Annotated in this window: 8 protein-coding genes; all 8 read left to right on the top strand. The window is 60.5% G+C overall.

The window, feature by feature from the left end; translation table 11 throughout:
* Nucleotides 1-2 precede the first annotated feature (2 nt).
* Nucleotides 3-1,193: an elongation factor Tu gene (gene tuf, locus SAC06_RS08520; RefSeq protein WP_350257872.1), complete on the top strand. Its 1,191-nt coding sequence runs from the start codon at nucleotides 3-5 to the stop codon at nucleotides 1,191-1,193.
* Between the two features lie 1,679 nt (nucleotides 1,194-2,872).
* On the top strand, nucleotides 2,873-5,230 hold the full coding sequence (locus SAC06_RS08515; protein WP_350257871.1) for a hypothetical protein: 2,358 nt from the start codon (nucleotides 2,873-2,875) through the stop codon (nucleotides 5,228-5,230).
* A gap of 80 nt (nucleotides 5,231-5,310) precedes the next feature.
* A complete protein-coding gene (locus SAC06_RS08510) occupies nucleotides 5,311-6,798 on the top strand; it encodes a SpaH/EbpB family LPXTG-anchored major pilin (protein ID WP_350257870.1) in 1,488 nt (495 codons plus the stop codon).
* A gap of 141 nt (nucleotides 6,799-6,939) precedes the next feature.
* The gene (locus tag SAC06_RS08505; protein WP_350257869.1) at nucleotides 6,940-7,773 is read left to right on the top strand and encodes a class C sortase; all 834 of its coding nucleotides are present in this window, start codon (nucleotides 6,940-6,942) and stop codon (nucleotides 7,771-7,773) included.
* A 574-nt stretch (nucleotides 7,774-8,347) separates the two neighbouring features.
* Nucleotides 8,348-10,618: a collagen binding domain-containing protein gene (locus SAC06_RS08500; protein WP_350257868.1), complete on the top strand. Its 2,271-nt coding sequence runs from the start codon at nucleotides 8,348-8,350 to the stop codon at nucleotides 10,616-10,618.
* Between the two features lie 755 nt (nucleotides 10,619-11,373).
* Entirely contained in the window at nucleotides 11,374-13,884 is a 2,511-nt protein-coding gene (locus tag SAC06_RS08495; RefSeq protein WP_350257867.1) for a CshA/CshB family fibrillar adhesin-related protein, read from the top strand.
* Nucleotides 13,885-13,895: 11 nt separating this feature from the next.
* Nucleotides 13,896-15,422 carry a SpaH/EbpB family LPXTG-anchored major pilin gene (locus tag SAC06_RS08490; RefSeq protein ID WP_350257866.1) on the top strand — a complete coding sequence of 509 codons (1,527 nt, stop codon included), beginning with the start codon at nucleotides 13,896-13,898 and terminating at the stop codon, nucleotides 15,420-15,422.
* 948 nt (nucleotides 15,423-16,370) lie between these two features.
* Complete coding sequence (locus tag SAC06_RS08485) at nucleotides 16,371-19,196, top strand: SpaA isopeptide-forming pilin-related protein (protein ID WP_350257865.1); 2,826 nt, start codon at nucleotides 16,371-16,373, stop codon at nucleotides 19,194-19,196.
* The last annotated feature ends 19 nt before the right edge of the window (nucleotides 19,197-19,215 follow it).

The raw sequence follows: 19,215 nt of genomic DNA, 5'->3' as shown, positions 1-19,215 counted from the left end.
AAGTGGCGAAGGCCAAGTTTGAGCGCACCAAGCCTCACGTAAACATCGGTACCATCGGTCACGTTGACCACGGCAAGACCACCCTGACCGCAGCCATCACCAAGGTGCTGCACGACAAGTACCCGGATCTGAACGAGTTTAAGCCGTTCGATCAGGTTGACAACGCTCCCGAAGAGCGCGACCGCGGCATTACCATCAACGTGTCCCACGTTGAGTACCAGACCGAGAAGCGTCACTACGCTCACGTTGACGCCCCCGGCCACGCCGACTACGTCAAGAACATGATCACCGGTGCTGCCCAGATGGACGGCGCAATCCTCGTGGTTGCCGCCACCGACGGCCCGATGGCCCAGACCCGCGAGCACGTCCTGCTCGCCCGTCAGGTCGGCGTGCCCACCATCCTGGTGGCCCTGAACAAGTCCGACATGGTCGACGACGAGGAAATGCTGGAGCTCGTTGAAGAAGAGTGCCGCGATCTGCTGAACTCGCAGGGCTTCGACGGCGACAACGCTCCCGTGGTCCAGGTTTCCGCTCTGAAGGCGCTGGAAGGCGACGCTGAGTGGGCCGAGAAGGTTGCCGCTCTGATGGACGCGGTGGATGAGTACATCCCCACCCCCGAGCGCGACATGGACAAGCCGTTCCTGATGCCGATCGAGGACGTCTTCACCATCACCGGGCGCGGCACCGTCGTGACCGGTCGTGTTGAGCGTGGCAAGCTGCCGATCAACTCCGAAGTTGAGATCCTCGGCATCCGTCCCGCCCAGAAGACCACCGTCACCGGGATCGAAATGTTCCACAAGCAGATGGACGAAGCTTGGGCCGGTGAGAACTGTGGTCTGCTGCTCCGTGGCATCAAGCGCACCGACGTGGAGCGCGGCCAGGTTGTGGCCGTCCCCGGTTCGATCGAGCCGCACACCAAGTTCAAGGCTCAGGTCTACATCCTGAAGAAGGACGAGGGTGGCCGTGAGAAGCCGTTCTTCTCCAACTACCGCCCGCAGTTCTACTTCCGCACCACCGACGTCACCGGTATCATCCAGCTGCCCGAGGGCACTGACATGGTTATGCCCGGCGACACCACCGAGATCGAAGTTGAGCTGATCCAGCCCATCGCGATGGAGACTGGCCTCGGCTTCGCTATCCGTGAGGGTGGCCGCACCGTTGGTTCCGGCCGTGTGACCGAGATCCTCAAGTAGTCTGTACTGCTGTAAAGAGCGGGTCCCGTGAGGGGCCCGCTTTTTGCATGCCCGGAAGGCGGGGGAAGGGCTGACAATGGGGTCGGCTGGCTGTCCGCGGGCTAGGCGACGTTCGGTTGGTGTCCAGTATATGAGACAGTACTGGTGTTTTGGGTCGATATTTGCTCGTTCTTGAGGGATTGGGGCCTTAGGTCCTGGAGCTGCGGGTTTTGGCGGCCTTTCAGCGGTCAGGTCAGGTCAACTCTCTGGGCTGAAACCCGGGTCCTGACGATAGGGGAAAATTTTGCCGGCAGCTCGCCCCAGCTCTAGACGGCACGCAGGATCGCGACGTGAACTAAGTGTGACCTGGGACACGAGTTTGGATCCTTAGGTGACAGAAGCGGGCCATAAGGTGCCTGGAGATGGTTCTTTACTACTGTCAGGTAGGTTTGGTCGTCGCGGCCAAACCCGCAGGTAGGTGCGGGTTGTAAATACGTGGCGAAAATGCAATTCGGTCACGAGAATAGATTTGCGATGCGGTCGGCGGCCGCTTGGGCAGAATATTACGATTTGCAAATTAAAGTCCTCCAACGCTAGTTGAAAGTAATTAGGCAATTATGAGTGTGGCGAGTTGTGAATAAACAGGTGGAGATTGTTCGAGTTTGGTATAAACCGCTGACTGGTCCCTCCGTGAAGTCTTGAGTAATGGTGGGTCTCGGGGAATGGTGCGGCTGAACCGCTGGTGACGCAGAGGGTGGCACAGGCCTCTGAACAGGCGGAACGGCGCGGTATGACATCTGTTTCAAAATTGAAATAAATGGCGATGGTGCCTCCGGTGCCCGAAAGGCAACTTATTGCCGACATTGCATATGATTTGCGAAGGCGGTAATGTTAGGCAATCAATAGGGCGCGTTGGTGCTTGCTATTGAGGAAACCTGCCAGGCTGAGGGAAGGTGCTCCTAGTGCGAATAACAGATTGTTCGACGACGACGATCGGGGTCGGCTGTGCGCCGATATTTGCATGGATATTCACTGACGAGCGGGTCGCGCTGTGATCCGCGGCTGTGAAGTGGGACAACGTCTTTTCTCAGTGCTGGTGGGCGAGTCTTGCGGCTGCTGGAAAGGGGCTGAACGTGAATAGGAAGACGAAAGCTCGCCACGCACAGGCGTTGGGTGGGAAAGGTCGGCCGGGAGTGTGGGCTGGGGTCGTGACCTCGATTGCCCTGGCTCTGTCTGGTGGAAGTGTGGCACTGGCGGCCGTTGGCGGGGAAGGTTGGTCAGACTCGGCTCAAAGTCAGATGTCCGGGACCGGGGTGGTTGACCCGGCACCTGTCGACCCCGCACCGGTTGACCCGGCACCCGCTGCGCCGGGGTTGGGTGACGAAGCCGTGGATCAAACGCCAGAGGTCGGGCTGGAGGCAGCGCCGCGGGCCGTAGGTGATGCCCTGGTTTGGGCGGTTGATTCGGAGGGTACGCCAATTGGCGGGGCCACCTTCAGACTCTATGGTCCTTACGCGAGTCGGGGCGGCTGGGGTTCCGCGGTCACGGTGACTGACTGCACTGAAGCTCCGTGTACTAGCTACGATATCGATCCAACCCCGGGGTTGTTTCGGGTTGAGACAGGCCGGCAGCAGGCCCCGATCGACTCCAGTTCGCGATACCGAGTCCAGACCGTAGACCCGCCGAGGGGACATCTGTTCATGGATCAGCAGCCGGACCGGAACATCGCTGGGGTTACCAACAACTCACCGAATCCGGCCCCTGGGCAGTGGATCGATGGTATCCACGACTTTGGTTCCTTTGCATTGCGGGCGCAGACCCATGTGCCCAGTTGCGCGGCCGACTACTTCTACTCGATCAATGCCAACGGGCGGATACTGGAGATCGGTCCGGGCGGGCAAACATATGAACTGGGTAATGCAGTCTCGGGATCCGGAGTTACGATGAATGGCCTGGGGATTGGCCTGCAAGGTGAGGCGGTCTACGCCATTAACCGGTCTGGTTCCAACAACTACAACATGACTGCTGAAGTTTACCGGTTCGATACGGAGACAGGAGTCTGGGAGTCAACTGGAGCGAGGCAAACTAACACTGGCACCAACCTGGTGGCGGGTGCGGTTCGACTCTCCGATGGTCGCTACTTCTTCGGAGGCTTCAATAGCGGCGGAACCGAGTTCCATATCTACATGTACGACGAGACCATTGAACAGGTGGTCGACAAAGGCCGCATCGATGTCTCGGAGCACAACGTCAACGCGGCAAATGGCGACATCGCCTTTGACCTGGCGGGAAACCTGTACATCATCCAGAGCGGAACTTCGACCGTGATCTATTCTGTCACCGCGGATGACCTGCTTGGCTCCTGGGGTGGGACGATTAACTCCTCAGTGACCGAGCCCGCTCGAGGGGTGCTGAGTGAAGTCAATGGTGCCGCCCTCGACTCAGGCGGCGGTCTAGCCCTCGGCAACTCCTCCACGTTGACGATGTACGACATGCCCTCGGTTAATAACGGGGTGCAGATTACCAATGCCTTGTCCAACAGTACGGATCTGGCGTCGTGCGACTCACCTCGAACCGTCACCATCGAAAAAGAACTGCCCTTCGGCCGGGTGAACGACTCCGACCAGTTCCGCCTGCAGTTGCTCGAAGGTGAAACGGTTATTTCACAGGCAACGACGCAGGGTACTGCGCCGGGGGTGCAGGCTCAGCGACTCGGGCCGATCCCGGTCAGTACCAACCGGACGTTGCACTTCTCAGAGGTCTTCACCAACGGTGATGCGACCCAGTACCAGTCGAGCTGGTACTGCAAGTTGGACGGGGTCCTCACCACGCAGGGGACTGGGACGGATGGTAGCTGGGACATTGAGACCGAAGGCCAAGACGTGGTCTGCCGGTTTGTCAATGTGCCTCGGACTGCGTCCGTCAATGTCACCAAGATCGTCCAGGACGCCTCGGGGCAGGAGATCACTGATCCGGACATCAAGGCTGGTTGGGAGTTCAATCTCAGTGCCGCAGGTGGGCAAATAGACCAGGCAACCAAGACAACCGACAGTAGCGGGTCCCTCCAATGGAAAGTCGATTTCAGCCCAGATGAAAATCGCTTCCCCGTAAGGTTGTCTGAGACTCAGCAGCCGGGGTATCTGCTAGCCGAGGGGAGTCAGTGCATCAAGACCGACGTGAACGGGACTGAGAGCGACCCGTTCCCCGCAGAGGACCCGGTCGACGTTACCGTCGGGGACCGGTTGAACTGTACTTTCATTAACCGGCAACTGGGCACCCTGACGGTGAACAAGGATGTGAGTACTGTATACGGTTGGATGGCGCCCTCCCAGGACTATTTTGACCTGACAGCCACCTCAGACGAGGGTGACGTTCTCAGCTTTCCGGACCCCGATGTGGCGCAGCCGGTTCAGCCGGGTACCTATCAGATTGGGGAGGCTGACCGGCCTGGGTATCGTCAGACGGGGATTACCTGCCAGAAGGATGGTGGGGAAGAGTTTGAGCTGGTTGATGGAAATCTGGAAGTGGGGCCCACTGACGGTGCTGTGGTCTGCACGGTTCATAACGAGGATCTGCCCGGTTCGGTTAGCTGGGTGAAGACCGGCCCTGATGGGGAGCAGTTGCTGGCAGGATCTGAATGGCTCTTCGAAGTCCCACACGGTGGTGAGTACCAGGTAGTGACGGACTGCGTGGCGGACACGGCTGAGGAATGTGTGGGCGCGGATCGTGATCCGGCAGCCGGCAAGTTCCGGGTGGTCGGATTCCACGATGAAGTCCGGCCCTCACTCCACTGGATGTCGTACAGGTTGACCGAAACGGCTGCGCCTGCGGGGTATCAAATCAACCCAGATAACGTGGGAATGACGGTTACCGTGGCGCCCGAGAACCTGGACGTAACTGTGGATACGGCTCCCAACTATCCGCGTAGTGGCCCCGATTTGCCGCTAACCGGAGGCAGTTCCGCGGACCTTTACCTACTGGGCGGCGGGTTGGTTGCTGCTTTGGGATTAACCTCGTGGGCTTGGCTGAATCGTCGGAAGTTGGGTGCGGGTAGATGAGAGTTGGGAAGTTTGAGGGCCTCCTAGAGGCAGATCAGCGGGGCTCTGCCTCGGGTAAACACCTGGAAAGGAACACAATAATGAATGGAAAGAGTGGTCGTCGGAGGACGGCCTTAGTGGGAATGATTGGGGCGATTGCCCTAGGAGTTGGTGGGCTGGGTGCCAGCGCTGCTGCTGCCACGGTCTTGTCGCCGGCCAATATTGATCCGGATCAGACTGGTTCGCTCACGATCAATAAGTTCGTCACTCCGGACACTCCGTGGGAGTTGGAGGCGAACGGGAAGCCGATTGAGAATCTCCCGGCAGGGGCGATGCCGCTTGAAGGTGTGACCTTTGAGATTGTCCCGGTTGAGGCTGTGGGGGATGTGGCGCTGGATCTGACCACAACTGAAGGTTGGGATGCAGCAGCCGACCTGGTGGCTGGCGACGTCTACCGGGATTATGCGTATGGTTCAGCGGGGGATGCGTTTGGATTTGGATCTCCTGTTTCGGTGACCACAGGTGCGGATGGTCAGGCGGTTGCGTCTGATCTGCCTTTGGGCTTGTACCTGGTTCATGAGACTAGCGCTGGGAATAACCCCATTACTCATGACACGGCGCCGTTCCTGGTGTCGATTCCGTACCCCAGTGTCGATGACAGCTCCTGGATCTATGATGTTTGGGTTTATCCCAAGAATGACATCAGTGATGAGGAGATTGGCAAAGTGGTGTCTGTTCCCAGTGAGGGTGTTCAGCCCGCCACGGTTGACTGGACTATCACGGTGCCGCTAGTTGGGGGTGAAACCTTTGAGGGGATCAAGTACCTGAAGGTGACTGATAAGTTGGATCCGCGGCTCACGTTTGTGCCGGGTTCCGAGACTGCCACGCTGAAGCGCCCTAATGGGGAGTCGTTTGATGTGACTGACCTGTCAGACCCCGGCTTCACCTACGCGTTCACCGGTCAGGACATGCTGTTCGAGTTGTCGGGGGAGGTTACCGCAATTCTGGGCCCGCCGATGTCTGACACTTTGGAGTTGACCTTTACCACCGCGGTTGATGGGGCCGGCATTATTGAGAACGATGCTACCTCTTGGGTGAATGACTGGACCAGCACGATTGTTCCGGGTGAGGGGCCGAGCACTAACTGGGCGCCTTTGACAATCTACAAGCATGCCAACGAGGATACGGATGCATCCTTGCAGGGCGCGGTGTTCGAGATCCGAACCGACGACGAGGGTGCTCCCGGGGAACTTGTTGGTACCTACACTACTGATGAGTCTGGCAAGTTCAGCGTGAACCTGTGGGTTGGCAACGATGATGACATCACTGAGACCTACTGGGTGGTTGAGACAAAGGCTCCGGCCGGCTACGTTCTGCCGGCGATTGCCGAGACCAAGGTTGATCTGGTCGCGGACCAGGAAGCAACCGTGACCACGCTGTCGATCTCCAACACTGCTCACGAGGGGCCGGAGTTGCCGCTTACCGGTGCTAGTGGTCAACTGCTGATGACCCTGGGCGGGCTCGCTCTGATTCTGGTCGGCGGGGGCGCCTTCTTGGTAGCCCACCGGCGCAAGCAGTCTGAGCGCTAACAAATAGGCGATACTAGATGGCGGGAAGGGAAACCTTCCCGCCATCTTGCTTCGAAGGGATTACCCATGCAAACCGACCTGCAGCCAGGCCCCCCTCGCCCCGCGACGCAAGCGGGATCCACGAGAAATACCGTGTTGTCGGTGGTGGCAGCAGTCTGCGTGTGGATTGGGATCCTGGTATTCCTTTACCCGACAGCAGCTTCCTGGCTGTCCCAAGCCAATCAGTCAAAGGTCCTGCAGAACTACGAGACAGCAGTTCAGTCCGCCAATCCAAGTCGGGATGAGCAACTGGCCAACGCCCGTGAGTACAACGCAGCCCTGACGGCAGGAGCACTGTTGGAGGTTGGTGGACACGTCCCAACCAGCACCGCGACCGTAGGGCCCGGGGTTCTGCCGTACCAGGAGCAGCTTCGGGCCAACCAGTCCGGGTTGATGGGCCGCCTGCGCATTCCCTCAATCGACCTTGACCTGCCCATCTACCACGGCACCGGGGATGAGACCCTCTTGCGCGGACTGGGACACTTGGAAGGCACCTCGCTTCCGGTTGGAGGGTCGGGTACCCGCTCGGTCATCACCGGTCACCGGGGCCTGGCTAGTGCCACCATGTTTACGCACCTGGATCAGGTCGAGGTGGGGGACATCTTCTCGCTGGAAATCTTTGGCGAAACCCTCACCTACCGCGCGATCGAGCAAAAGATTGTCGAACCGGACGAACAGGAAGCCCTCCAGGAAGAACCAGGTCGTGACTTGGTCACGCTGGTCACCTGCACGCCGCTGGGCATCAATACCCACCGAATTCTCCTCACCGGTGAGCGAATCCTCCCGACTCCTCCTGAAGAGGAAGCCAAAATGGGAGCCGATCCGACCGCGCCTCATTTCCCCTGGTGGGCGGTGGGGGCCGGTGCGGCTACCCTGATCTGCGGTGGGTATGCCGTGTTCGCCACCCGGTCGGCTATCAAAGCCAGGCGGCAATAGCGCGCCGCCTCGATCCGGTAGTCACCAGCCAAATGTCAAGCTTGGCCTGTCAAATCGAGTACGGTTGTCGAAAAATGTGGTGCAAAACTACCGCCGATCCCTCCGATCCGCGCGATTGCGCGGACAACCAGCCTCCAAACCGGCACTAGCAGCGCTTCAGCTGGGCAAACCAAGGCCCATAGTCCCGGCGGGCGGCGGCTGTGACCTTTTTCCTCACGCGGCCGAAGGGCGAAATCTCGGGGAAAACTGGCGGTGAGTTCCCGGTGAAATGCGCGATAATATCCAGGAGTTGCCACCTGCTTTTCCCCGGCAACTCACTTCTGTAACGTGTACCTGCTGCTTCCGATCGGGAAGCCGATTGGGCTCAAAAACGAGGCGAGACCCGCGTCGTGAACGGGGTCCAATCGTAAGCAAGTACCGGTCATTTTCCCGGCTGAGCTCGGAGCGAGCCAGCGCAGGGACTTGACCGGCAATGCAGGAGGATACACATTTGACGAGCAGAGTGCGCGGCGGATTTCGACCTGGACTTCGGGCGGGCCTGGCAGTTGGAAGCCTGGCTTTGGCAGGGGTTGCTTTGAACCTGTCGGCATTCGCACCCACTCCGGCAGAGGCCGCCCCGATCGAACCCGAGAACGTGGCCTCGTGTGCCTACGCTGGAGCGGGTGATCGGGGACCGCTCGCCGGCAGCCTGTGTTGGCTCGATTTCTCCGGTTTTACTACCGCCAACTCAGCTCAGCAATATCGAACCGGAGACGACGCCTTTCACGATGGTGAACGCACCTACTACAACGTGAAGGACTATCCGGTTGAGGTCGAAATTGGCTCCGGCCTGGTTTTCACCGCGAAATTGGACGTCACCGGGGAGGACCGGGCCAAAGCCATCGAGGCACGCGCCTTTCCCACCTGGGAAACGGGGGTGCGGGGAGCCTTCCTGGGTAGAAACGGGTTCTATGTCCTCGACCAGAACGTTCAACCAGCTCTCTACCAGGTGGTCAATGGGGCTCCGCCGGTAACCACCACAGTTCGCCTCCACGACATTCAGATGCACCTGAATGGCCGGCCGATCGACCAGTACTCGGTGGTGGTGGCTGATGCGGAGACCACCGACGCCATGGAGCAGATCACTTGGACCACCGACAGTGAGCACGGGTTCAAGCTGTTGGCCAACTCGGGCGAAAGTGCGATGGGGAACGCCTGCGAGGCGACCGGGGGTGGTTTCGAGATCAGCGAAGACCGGAAGGAATCGACCTGCCGATCGGACAACACTTCGCAGGATAAGACCGGGGCGCCGATGCTGTCGGTTGAGGCCCCGGACGAGCCGGGAAAACCCTGGGAGGTCCGCCAGGAAATGACCGGAAGAGGGCAGCAGGGTGTTGCTTTTGCCATCCAGACCGCCACCTTGCAGGGAAAGCTGACCCTGAGCGATCGCTATTTGGACCCCTCCAGCGGGCAGGCGGATCAGACTGACTTTACCGTCCGGGTCCAGCACGAGGGCGGGCAGGTCTGGACTGCTCAGACCGGCTCGAACGGGCTGGCTGCGTCCACCGATCCGGCCACGCTGCTGGAGTCCGTGGCAGACGATGTCGTCTCCTGGTCGGTTGAAGCCGACGACCCCGCCGTTCTAGCTGAGTACCGCCAATCGTGGACTTGCCAGCTCACCGACCAGAGCGGCCAGGTTGAGGAGCTGCACTCTACCGAACCGCCCGAACTGGTCGTCGAGCCGGGGGTAAACGCGGTTTGCACGGTGACTTTGACTCCGCCCTACCTGGCTTTGGCCAAGGAGACCGCCGGGACGGGATCCTACGGGGCGGCCCCGGAGGACTGGCTCTTGGCAGCCGGCCAGGTGAGTTTTGGGCCCGGTAGCGTCGCCGGGACCACCCTTCCAATCAAGCCGAACGTCAGCTTTGCGCTGAGTGAGGTGCCCGCGGGGACCAACCCCAATACGGCCAACTATCAGCTGACCGACCTGATCTGTGAGGGGCAGTCGGTCTCGGATCTGGTCCTGCCGCCGGGGGCTGACATTGCCTGCCGGTTTACCAACTCGTATCGGCCCTCGACCCTAACCCTGGTGAAAGGGTTCGAGGACCCGGGTGAGGTGGCTGCCGGGGCAGTCCTGAGCCCCGACGGGTGGACTTTGAGCGCTGCTCAACCGGGCCAGACCACGCCGGTTGTGTCGGGATTGGCCGGCTCGGCTGCGGTCACCCTGCAAGAGGTCCCGCTTGGTGATCTGGTGCTCTCGGAGACTGCGTCGGACGAGGACGACGGTTGGTACTCGTGGACCGGACTCAGCTGCACGAACGGTGCCGGACATCCGGTCGACGCCACCTTGCAAAACGGGGTCGGGCAGATAACGGCTGCGCCCCAGCAGGATTACACCTGCGTCTTCCAGAACCAGCCCCTGCCGGGCACGCTCACGTGGACAAAGGTGGACCGGGATAGTCAGACCCTGCTGGCGGGGTCCAGGTGGACCTTGCATGGGCCCGGCCAGACTCGGATCGAGGTTGAGGACTGTCAGGAGGGGAGTTGCGCCGACACGGTTGATCAGGATCCCCGCCCAGGTGCGTTTGAAATCCCCGACCTGGCGTGGGGACAGTACGAACTGATTGAGAATCAGGCCCCAGTCGGATATCAGCTAGATGACACCGCCCATGCCATAGTGGTGGGTCCGGGTGGAACTGATCTTGAGTTGGATCCGATCCCAAATGCGCCCGTGGTTGGACCTGTCCTTCCGCAAACGGGCGGACCGAGTGCACTGGCTTATCTGCTGGTGGGAACCGTGTTGGCGGGCGGGTCGGGCTTGGCCTACGCCAGGTGGCACAGCCGCCGTGGTCGCCGCCGTGCCTGACCTAAATGGCTGAGCACCGCGCCTCACACTTCGGCGGGCACTGCCGTCTTCAGGATGGCGAGTGACCGGAGGCAATGGCGCAGGGCTGGCTCTGTCGCCCCGACATTGACACTCAGGCAAGCGTCAGCCGTCCGATTTAAACTACATTGACCACAACTAAATTGCATACGTGTGATCTCGGGCTCGTTGGACGAGCATGGCGTGACCGGCGGTTCTCTCGAGGGGTTTATGTAGCTCCTTCATCACGCTCAGGATTGAGTGGCTGACAAAATCCCAGATGGAAGCGTGTGTATACGTGGCAAGAATTGAAGGGAGAGAACCCGTAGTTGGACAGCATACACGTGGATGGATGTCAAACAAGTCTTGACTATTGGTGGGGTGTGTAAAATTGCCGTTTTTTAACTGGGCCGATGTCTCCTGTTCGGCCAAAATAGTGGTCCAGGCCGGCAAAGTACCGGCCTCTAGCGGAGTGTCAAAATACTGTGATCCGATTCAACTTGGGCAAACTATTTGTGACATGCCTCACGTTTGACCAAAGAAGTGCGAGGTCAGACGATGTTTTCTAATTCATTCTCTCTCAACAGGGATCAAAGACCTATCGTGAATATGCTTGACTATTCGACTGCGGGACCGCTTTGATCTAAGAGCACTAGTTCACGATCATATGTATAAGTGATGAGTCGCAGGATAATTTGGATTCTGATTGCTCCAAAGTCAGGCTCCGACCGCCTGGACTCCACGAGGAGCAGCACCCTATGCCCGCGTCCGCCTTTCCTGTCAACTACCAGAGCGCATCCAACCCCGGGTCAACTGACCGGGGTCTCGAAGTGAACCTGCGTGGCTCGCACCGGAACCGATATCGACACGCGATCCTGCTGAGTCTGTTCTTGGGGACCTGTGGGCTGTTTGTGACCGCTAGTCTGCTTCATTCTGTTCCCGCCCGCGCGGATGCAGGTAATGCCGTTATCACCGGCTGCGCCTTTGCCACCGGTGGGGCCCTAGCCAAGCGCCTGTGTTGGCTCGACTTTGACGGCTTCAGCACCATTGATGGGGAACACACTTCGGCGGGCCAAGGACAGCTGGAGGAGTTTGACGGAGGCCTCTATGGCAACGTGTCAGACTTCCCGGTGACGATCGACATTCCGGGAACTACCCTCCGCCTCACGGCCAAGCTCGACGTGGAGGGCCAAGGCCGGGGGCGGGTAGTCAGGGCGATGCCGTTCCCTACCTGGGAAAGCGGCGATGGAAGTAACGGTGCCTTTCTGGGACGGCACGGATTCTATGTCCTGGACCAGCAGTACCATCCGGCCTTATATATGGTGAAGAACTCCGGTCAATCCGCCACTACTCGGGTCACCTTGAAAGACATTCAGCTCACCCAGGGATCCAAGCCGGTCGCACACTACTCGATTCTGGTGGCCGACGCGGAGACCACTGACCGGGGCGAGTGGATCTCCTGGACCACTGACAGCGAACACGGATTCAAGGTCCTGCCCAACGATCCAACCAAACCCCAGACCCCGATGGGCAACGCTTGCGGTGGGACCGTGGCGTTCGAGCAAGCTGGCTTTGTTGCTAGATGCGATGGGCCGATCGAGACCTACGACAAGACCGGAACCGCGATGCTGGCGGCCGAAGCCCCGGATGAGCCCGGATTGGGTTGGTCGGTGACACAGGAGATGTCGGGGAACGGTCAGCAGGGTGTTGCCTTCGCAGTGCAGATTTCCGGGATGGAGGGGACCGTGGAGATCCCCGACCGCGTCGTGACCGGAGTTGGTCCCGACGGGCCGCGATTCGACGGTGGTGACTTTAGGATTCAGGTGCAACACAACGGGGACAACCCGCTGACTGCGTCCACCGGGACTGACGGGAATCAGGCCAGTACCGTGCCGGGAAGTTTCGTGCAGTCACAATCCGACGACTATGTCAGATGGAGTGTGACTGCCAGTCCCGAAGGGGCACTCGCCAATTACCGCCAAGACTGGGACTGCACTCTGCGCAACGGCATGGGGGAGGAGTTCACCCCCAGTTGGGCGGGAGCAAGCCCGGAGTTTGTGGTTGGCTCGGGCGAGTTCGGCCTGTGTACGGTCACGCTCACCCCCGCTCGGCTCACCTTGCAGAAGGCGCTGGCTGGAAAGCCGACCGCTCAGCTGGCCAGCCCGGAAGACTGGGATTTGTCGGCCGGTGACTTGCCGTATGGTCCGGGCAGTGAAGCCGGGGTGACCTATCCCGTGGCGGCGGGCACCTACCGTCTGAGCGAGGCACCCAACCAGGCCAACCCCAACACTGCCTCCTATCGGCTCGCGGATCTGAGCTGCGTCGACGACGCGGGTCGCCCGGTCAGCTCCGCTGACGATTCGGTGTCGCTGGCGGCAGGGGATCAGGTGTCCTGCGTCTTTACCAATGAGTTAGCTCCGGCCAGGTTGACTCTAATCAAGGAGTACACCCCCGAGGCGACCGTGATCATGGGGAGTCACGCCCCCGACGTCGAGGCGTGGGCGCTTTCGGCGATGGGGATGGACCGGGATTCCACCGTCCTCTTGACGGGCGCTTCCGGCTCACCGGAGGTAACGGACGTTGAGGTCACCCCCGGAACCTATCTGCTCTCGGAACGGTTACCACAGTGGGAAGGAATCGTGTCGCTTGACCAGATTGCCTGCCACGACCTCAAGACCGACGAACTGGTGGCAGTGACCAACGAAGAGGTCGTTCTGGAACCTGGCTCTGAAGTGGCCTGCACTTTCCAAAACCGCGCGGTGGACGGGACGCTGACTTGGAAAAAGGTAGACGAGAAGAGTGGAGTCCTGCTTCCTGATTCGGCCTGGACACTAACTACCGACGGCCATGAGCCGTTCGGAGTCGAGGATTGCCAGCAACAAGGTTGCGTGGGTCAGCTCGATCAGGACCCAACCCCGGGGGCCTTCAAAGTAAAGGGCCTGCCCTGGGGTGACTACCAGCTGGCGGAGTCACAAGCTCCAGTTGGCTATCAGCGCCTCACCGAGGCGCGAACAGTAAATCTGCAGGTCGGGGGAAACCTCGACCTGGGGCCCATCGGTAACAGGCAGAGCGACGGTATCGCTTTGCCGCTTACCGGAGGGATAGGCCGCCTCGGATTTTTGGTGCCGGGCTTGGGGATTGTAATGATGGCGGCCATACTCGCCAGCCTCAATCTCCGATCTCGGCGGCTAGTCGAGCCGTCCGACCATCGGAAAACCATCCGGAACACAAATGGACCGCACTCTGATGAAAGGAACGCGGAACAATGAAAGTAAGAGCAATGACAAGACGAGGTGCTCTCACCGGGGTCAGCTCTCTGGCACTGTGTGCTGCCGGCCTGGTGGGCCTAGTGGGCCCGGCGCTCGCTGACTCCCTCCCGGGGCCGGGTCAAGAAGGCGCGCCCACGTCAGGGTCGATCACCGTGCACAAATATGCCGGAACCCCCGTCGAACGACAGATCAAGATGAGGGATGGCGAAACTGGCTCTAACGTCCACTCCAACGGCACCGAACTGGACGGAGTGGACCGGCACCCGCTGGCGGGCATCCCGTTCTCGGTGAGTGCAGTGGGGGTCGGGACCAACGAATCCTGTGACCTGCTGGACCTATCGGAAAGTGCCAATTGGGATAACTTGCCGCAGTTGGCGTCCGGTGATCTGCCCGCCGGCTACTGCTCTGTGCCTATGGGTTCGGCACAGAATACCGATGCTGACGGCGTGACCGTCTTCTCGGACCTGCCACTGGGCCTGTACCTGGTCACTGAAGGGGAATCGGATCTGGTGCAGGCTGCGGTAGCGCCGTTCCTTGTCACCGTTCCTTACCCGTCGACGGAGGGAACCGGCCCGGCAGCGACCAACGAGTGGCTCTACGACGTGCATGTCTACCCGAAGAACCAGATTCTGGGCAGCGGAAGCAAAGTCATGACCGACACGGGAGTTGGGCTCGGCTCACTTACTAGCTGGACCATCACCTCGCGCCCACTCGGCGGATACGATGACGGCGCCGCCAACCTGACCGCGTACGTGCTGTCCGATCCTCTGGCTGACCAGCTGGAATATGCGCCCGGGACCTCGGAACTGAGCTATCAGACTCCGGGTGGCTCGGTCGAGGCCGTTGACCCCAGCTACGCGACCTTCACCGATAACGAGCTCCGCGCACCCACCTACACCTTCACGCCGGAGGGCCTGGCCTGGCTGGCCACCCTGCCCGCGGGGACCCAGTTTATCTGGAACCTGCAGACCGCGGTGATTGGGGTTAGCGCGAACGGGCAGATCACGAACAACGCCTATGAGAACACCGGGACCGACGACGTCGAGATCGGCCACACCACCACCTACTGGGGTGAGGCACGCCTGCTGAAGCAGGACAGCGCCACTTCAGCGCCACTGGCTGGTGCGGAGTTCCAGGTGTTCAATGCAAACGAGGACCAAACCTGTGAAGGCGACTTGGGCGACCCGGTGGAAGTCAACGGTTCGACCACGTTTATCAGCGACGAGAGCGGCGAGGTCTTCATTGCTGGTCTGTACACGGGGGCAGAGTATGTGAGCACCCCGGGCCGCCCCTACTGCGTGGTGGAGACCAAGGCTCCGGCCGGCTATGTGCTGGACAGCACTCCCGTGCAGATCTTCGTGGGTGAGGGAACGTTGCCTACGGGTCACCAGGCCACGATCAACAACGTGAAGCAGGACGGGCCAAACCTGCCGCTGACCGGCGCGCAGGGAACCCTGCTGCTCTCGCTCGGTGGGCTGGCGTTGGTAGCGATTGCTTCGGGCCTGTACCTGGTCCAGCGTCGCCGCAGCAACCAATAGCAACTACTCAACCGCAATACTGACAGTGGGCGGATGGCTTCGGCCATCCGCCCACTTCGCTGTCCGGACCTCTGGGGGCCGGTCGTCTCAATGGGGAGACGATCCGGTTTGTCAGCAACAAGGAGTGGATGCGGCGAGGAAATCCGCCGCCGAAGGAGCCAGGAACGCCGAAACCAGGCCATCAGCACACACCTAATCAACAGATTAGCTTTCACACACCTTTTTCGTTAAGTGATAAAGATCACTATAAAAGTACTTGCGCGCGTCAGGCGGGGTCGTTATCCGCAGATGAGCCGCTAGTCGAGCTGGGTAAACCGTACCGTCTCGCCAGTATACTAAAGCCTTTTTGACCAGCGTCTAGGCCGATTGTGATCAGTCTCGGTCGCGAATGCGTTCAGCACTCGTCGATGTTAAAAAAACAGATCAGATGAATTGACGCGGATTAAGACGATCGATTAACTACGTCACTTAGCGCGCGTCAAACGACCGCTAGACCGCCATCTGTTGGGGGTTGCGAAGAATTGGGGCTAGCATCTGGGACACCACTGATGAAGTCTGTCAATAAACGGCTGAGTGGTCAGACATAACTAGTTTATTAATACAAACTTCCGATGTGAGGAATCAGTGTAGAGCGATCACGCGACTAGGGAGGAGACGTTGATGGCCCAGCGACGACCTCGACACTCCGGGACCGGGATATCCCAGTCCTGGCGCGGTTTTTTGGCAGTGACTGCCACCGTCTGTGCGGCGGTGTTTTCCAGTGGGACTATGGCTTTAGCGGATGCAGCAGACCCCGGTGACCCCGGCAGTGTCCCCAGTTCTGAATTGGCCACGCCGGCCAGTTCGTCAGCAGAAGTATTAGCTCTCAGTGCCCCCCAATCGGGTGCTGACCAAACCGATCTGGATCAGGCAGTTCCTCCCAATGAGGAGGACTCAGAAAGCGCGGAAGTGCTGCCGGTAGAGAATGATTCAACTGCCGAACCTCCCGCCGAAACAACCAGCCCCGACCCGGCTGAGGTCGCGGAGCAGCCGGCTGAATCCGGCGACCAGGATGCCGACCAGGAATCACAGGAATTGGATCAGCCTCAATCCGGTGCCGAGGTGGCCTCCATCTCACCGATGGCGCTGCCCTCCACCCCCTACCTGACCTGGAAGGTGACAGATTCGGACAATGCACTTTTGGGAGGCGCCACCTTCAAGCTGAACGGACCCCGCGGAAGCAGCAGCTGGCCCGGGACGGAGACCACCGTGGAGGACTGTGTCTCCGGTACCTGTGCCGGTCCGGACTTGGATAACACGCCCGGGGTGTTTGCGGTCAAGACGCTGCAGCCGAACAACACCGTTTCCACCAGTTCGCGCTACCGGCTCCAGCCGGTTTCGGCTCCTGCCGGCCTCACTTTTGCGGGCGATGCGAATTGGAATGAGATTGACGGCTGGGGCTCGAACCCCAGCTGGGGCGAGTGGAGCGACGGAGTGCATGACTTCGGCACCTACCAGGCCACTTCAGCCAGCCCGTCCTGTGGGGCCGGGTACATCTACTCGGTCAGCGGATCCGGCCAGATGTACCAGGTGAACCCCTCCGGGCAGGTGAGCCCGATGGGGACGGCGGCCGATGGCGTTAGCTACTTCAACGGACTGGGAATTGGCGCGGGTGGCTCCCAGGTGTTTGCCATCAGCCGCAGTACCAGTTCCGGCTACAACGTCAGCGGCACCGTCTGGAAGTATGACACCAACACCGGTACCTGGGCGTCCACCGGGGTCACCCAAAGTACCAACACGAACCTGGTTGGGGGCGCGGTCTGTCTTTCCTGCGGCACCTACTTCTTCGGTGGCTTCACTGACGGCGGGGGACAGTTCCGAATTTGGGCCTACAACGAGGCCACCAACACGGTTAGTGCCAGAGGCTATGTTGATACCTCCGAGGGTGCGGCATCCTCGAACAACGGGGACATGGCTTTTGACCGGGAAGGAAACCTCTACGTCGTCCGCGGCGCCGGCTCCGATATCTCCGTCTACTCGGTGACCGCCGCCGACCTGAGCAACTCCGGACCCAACACCAGGCTGAACGCCTCTCGGTCGGAGCCAAGTTACTCCGGCATGAGCAACGTCAACGGCGCCGCCCTTGATGCCAGCGGCAAGCTGTTCCTGGGGGACTCCAGCAACCTGACCTCCTACAACATGCCGGACATGACCGGGGCCCAAACGGTCACGTCGCACCTGGCTTCCAGCGCCGACCTGGCCTCCTGCTCGTCCCCGCCCACCGTGGTGATTGAGAAGGAACTGCCCAACGGGCGGGTTAATCCAGATGACCAGTTCACCCTGTCCATGTCTCAGGGGGACCACCTGATCGGGACCGCCACCACCTCCGGCACCACAATCGGGGTGCAGGATCAGCGGGTAGGACCGCTGCCCGCCAACCGCGGGGTCGACCTGACGTTCGCAGAGACCTTTATCAATGGCGCTGATCCCAGTCAGTACGCCACCAGTTGGAAGTGCAACCTGGACGACAACACCGTGCCCTACGCCAGTGGGACCGGAACGAACGGCGTCATCAACATCCCCTACGAGGGCGAAAGGATGGTCTGTCGGTTCGTCAACACGCCGCTAGTAGCCCACGTGAACGTCACCAAGCAGGTGCTGGATGAGGACGGCAACGACGATCCCACCTCCCGCGCCAACTGGGCGATCACGCTGACCGACTCGGCGCTGACCGGCAACGTTCGCCACAACCCGCTGCCAGATGTTCAAAGCACCAACACGGGCGGCCAGACCAGCTGGGACCTGTACTTCGATTCGTCCGGTGACGCCGCTACGGTTCAACTGGCGGAAACGCAGCAGGAGCACTACCGGTTCGTTTCCGGCCAGTGCGTGGTGACGGACATCAACGGGGTCCCGGGGATCCCGCAGGTGTTCCAATCCGAAGAGGGGTCAGAGATCAGCCCGGTGCATCCCGGTGAGACGGTGGACTGCACCTTCGTCAATCAGCGGATCAGCCAGACACTGACCCTGACCAAGAGCGTAGAGAACAATTTCGGGGGCCAGTTGGAACCGGATGACTTCACCCTGACTGCCACGCCGCTGGACCCGGCCGGGACGCCGCTCGAGTTTGCCTCCGGGGAAACCATGGAGATCGACCCGGGCACCTACCAGATCGGCGAGGTGGCCCAGCCCGGGTACGAGCTGTCCGGCATTGCCTGTGCCGTGGGTGACGGTCAACCGGTCGCCCTGATTGACGGCCAACTGGTGATCGGACCGGACGACACCCACGTCGCCTGTACCCTGACCAACAACGACCAACCCGCCTCGGTTACCTGGGGCAAGGTGGCGGCCGGGACCGATCAGTTCCTCTCCGGCTCCAGCTGGACCCTGACCGGTCCGACCGGGACTAGCTCGGCTACCGTGCAGGTGGAGGACTGTGAAGCCGGGCCCTGCACCGGGCCGGACCAGGATCCTCGACCGGGCCGGTTCCAGGTGAACAACCTGAAGTGGGGGGCCTATCAGCTGGTTGAGGCTACGGCTCCGGCCGGGTTCATCAAGGACGACACCGTGCATCAGATTGACCTGGGCCCGACCAACCTGGCCGTTGACCTTGGCAACTTCGACAACGAACTGCGCGAAGGTCCGGTTCTACCCATCACGGGTGGGTTCGGTACCGACACCTATCTGCTGGGTGGGGGACTGGTAGCTGGCCTCGGGGCCATGATCGCTGCCGCCTACTACTCGCGCCATCCAAACCGCCTTCGGTCCTCGGGCCGACGCGCCGGCACCAAATAATTACCACGCCTCCAACGCG

Source organism: Scrofimicrobium sp. R131 (assembly GCF_040256745.1).
Taxonomy (GTDB): domain Bacteria; phylum Actinomycetota; class Actinomycetes; order Actinomycetales; family Actinomycetaceae; genus Scrofimicrobium; species Scrofimicrobium appendicitidis.
This window is presented reverse-complemented; position numbering and strand designations above follow the sequence as displayed.

What these genes read in the sequence shown, in the direction of transcription:
- SAC06_RS08490 (WP_350257866.1), top strand. Translation starts at nt 13,896, where the DNA reads ATGACAAGACGAGGTGCTCTCACCGGGGTCAGCTCTCTGGCACTGTGT.
- SAC06_RS08515 (WP_350257871.1), top strand. Translation starts at nt 2,873, where the DNA reads ATGGATCAGCAGCCGGACCGGAACATCGCTGGGGTTACCAACAACTCA.
- SAC06_RS08510 (WP_350257870.1), top strand. Translation starts at nt 5,311, where the DNA reads ATGAATGGAAAGAGTGGTCGTCGGAGGACGGCCTTAGTGGGAATGATT.
- SAC06_RS08495 (WP_350257867.1), top strand. Translation starts at nt 11,374, where the DNA reads ATGCCCGCGTCCGCCTTTCCTGTCAACTACCAGAGCGCATCCAACCCC.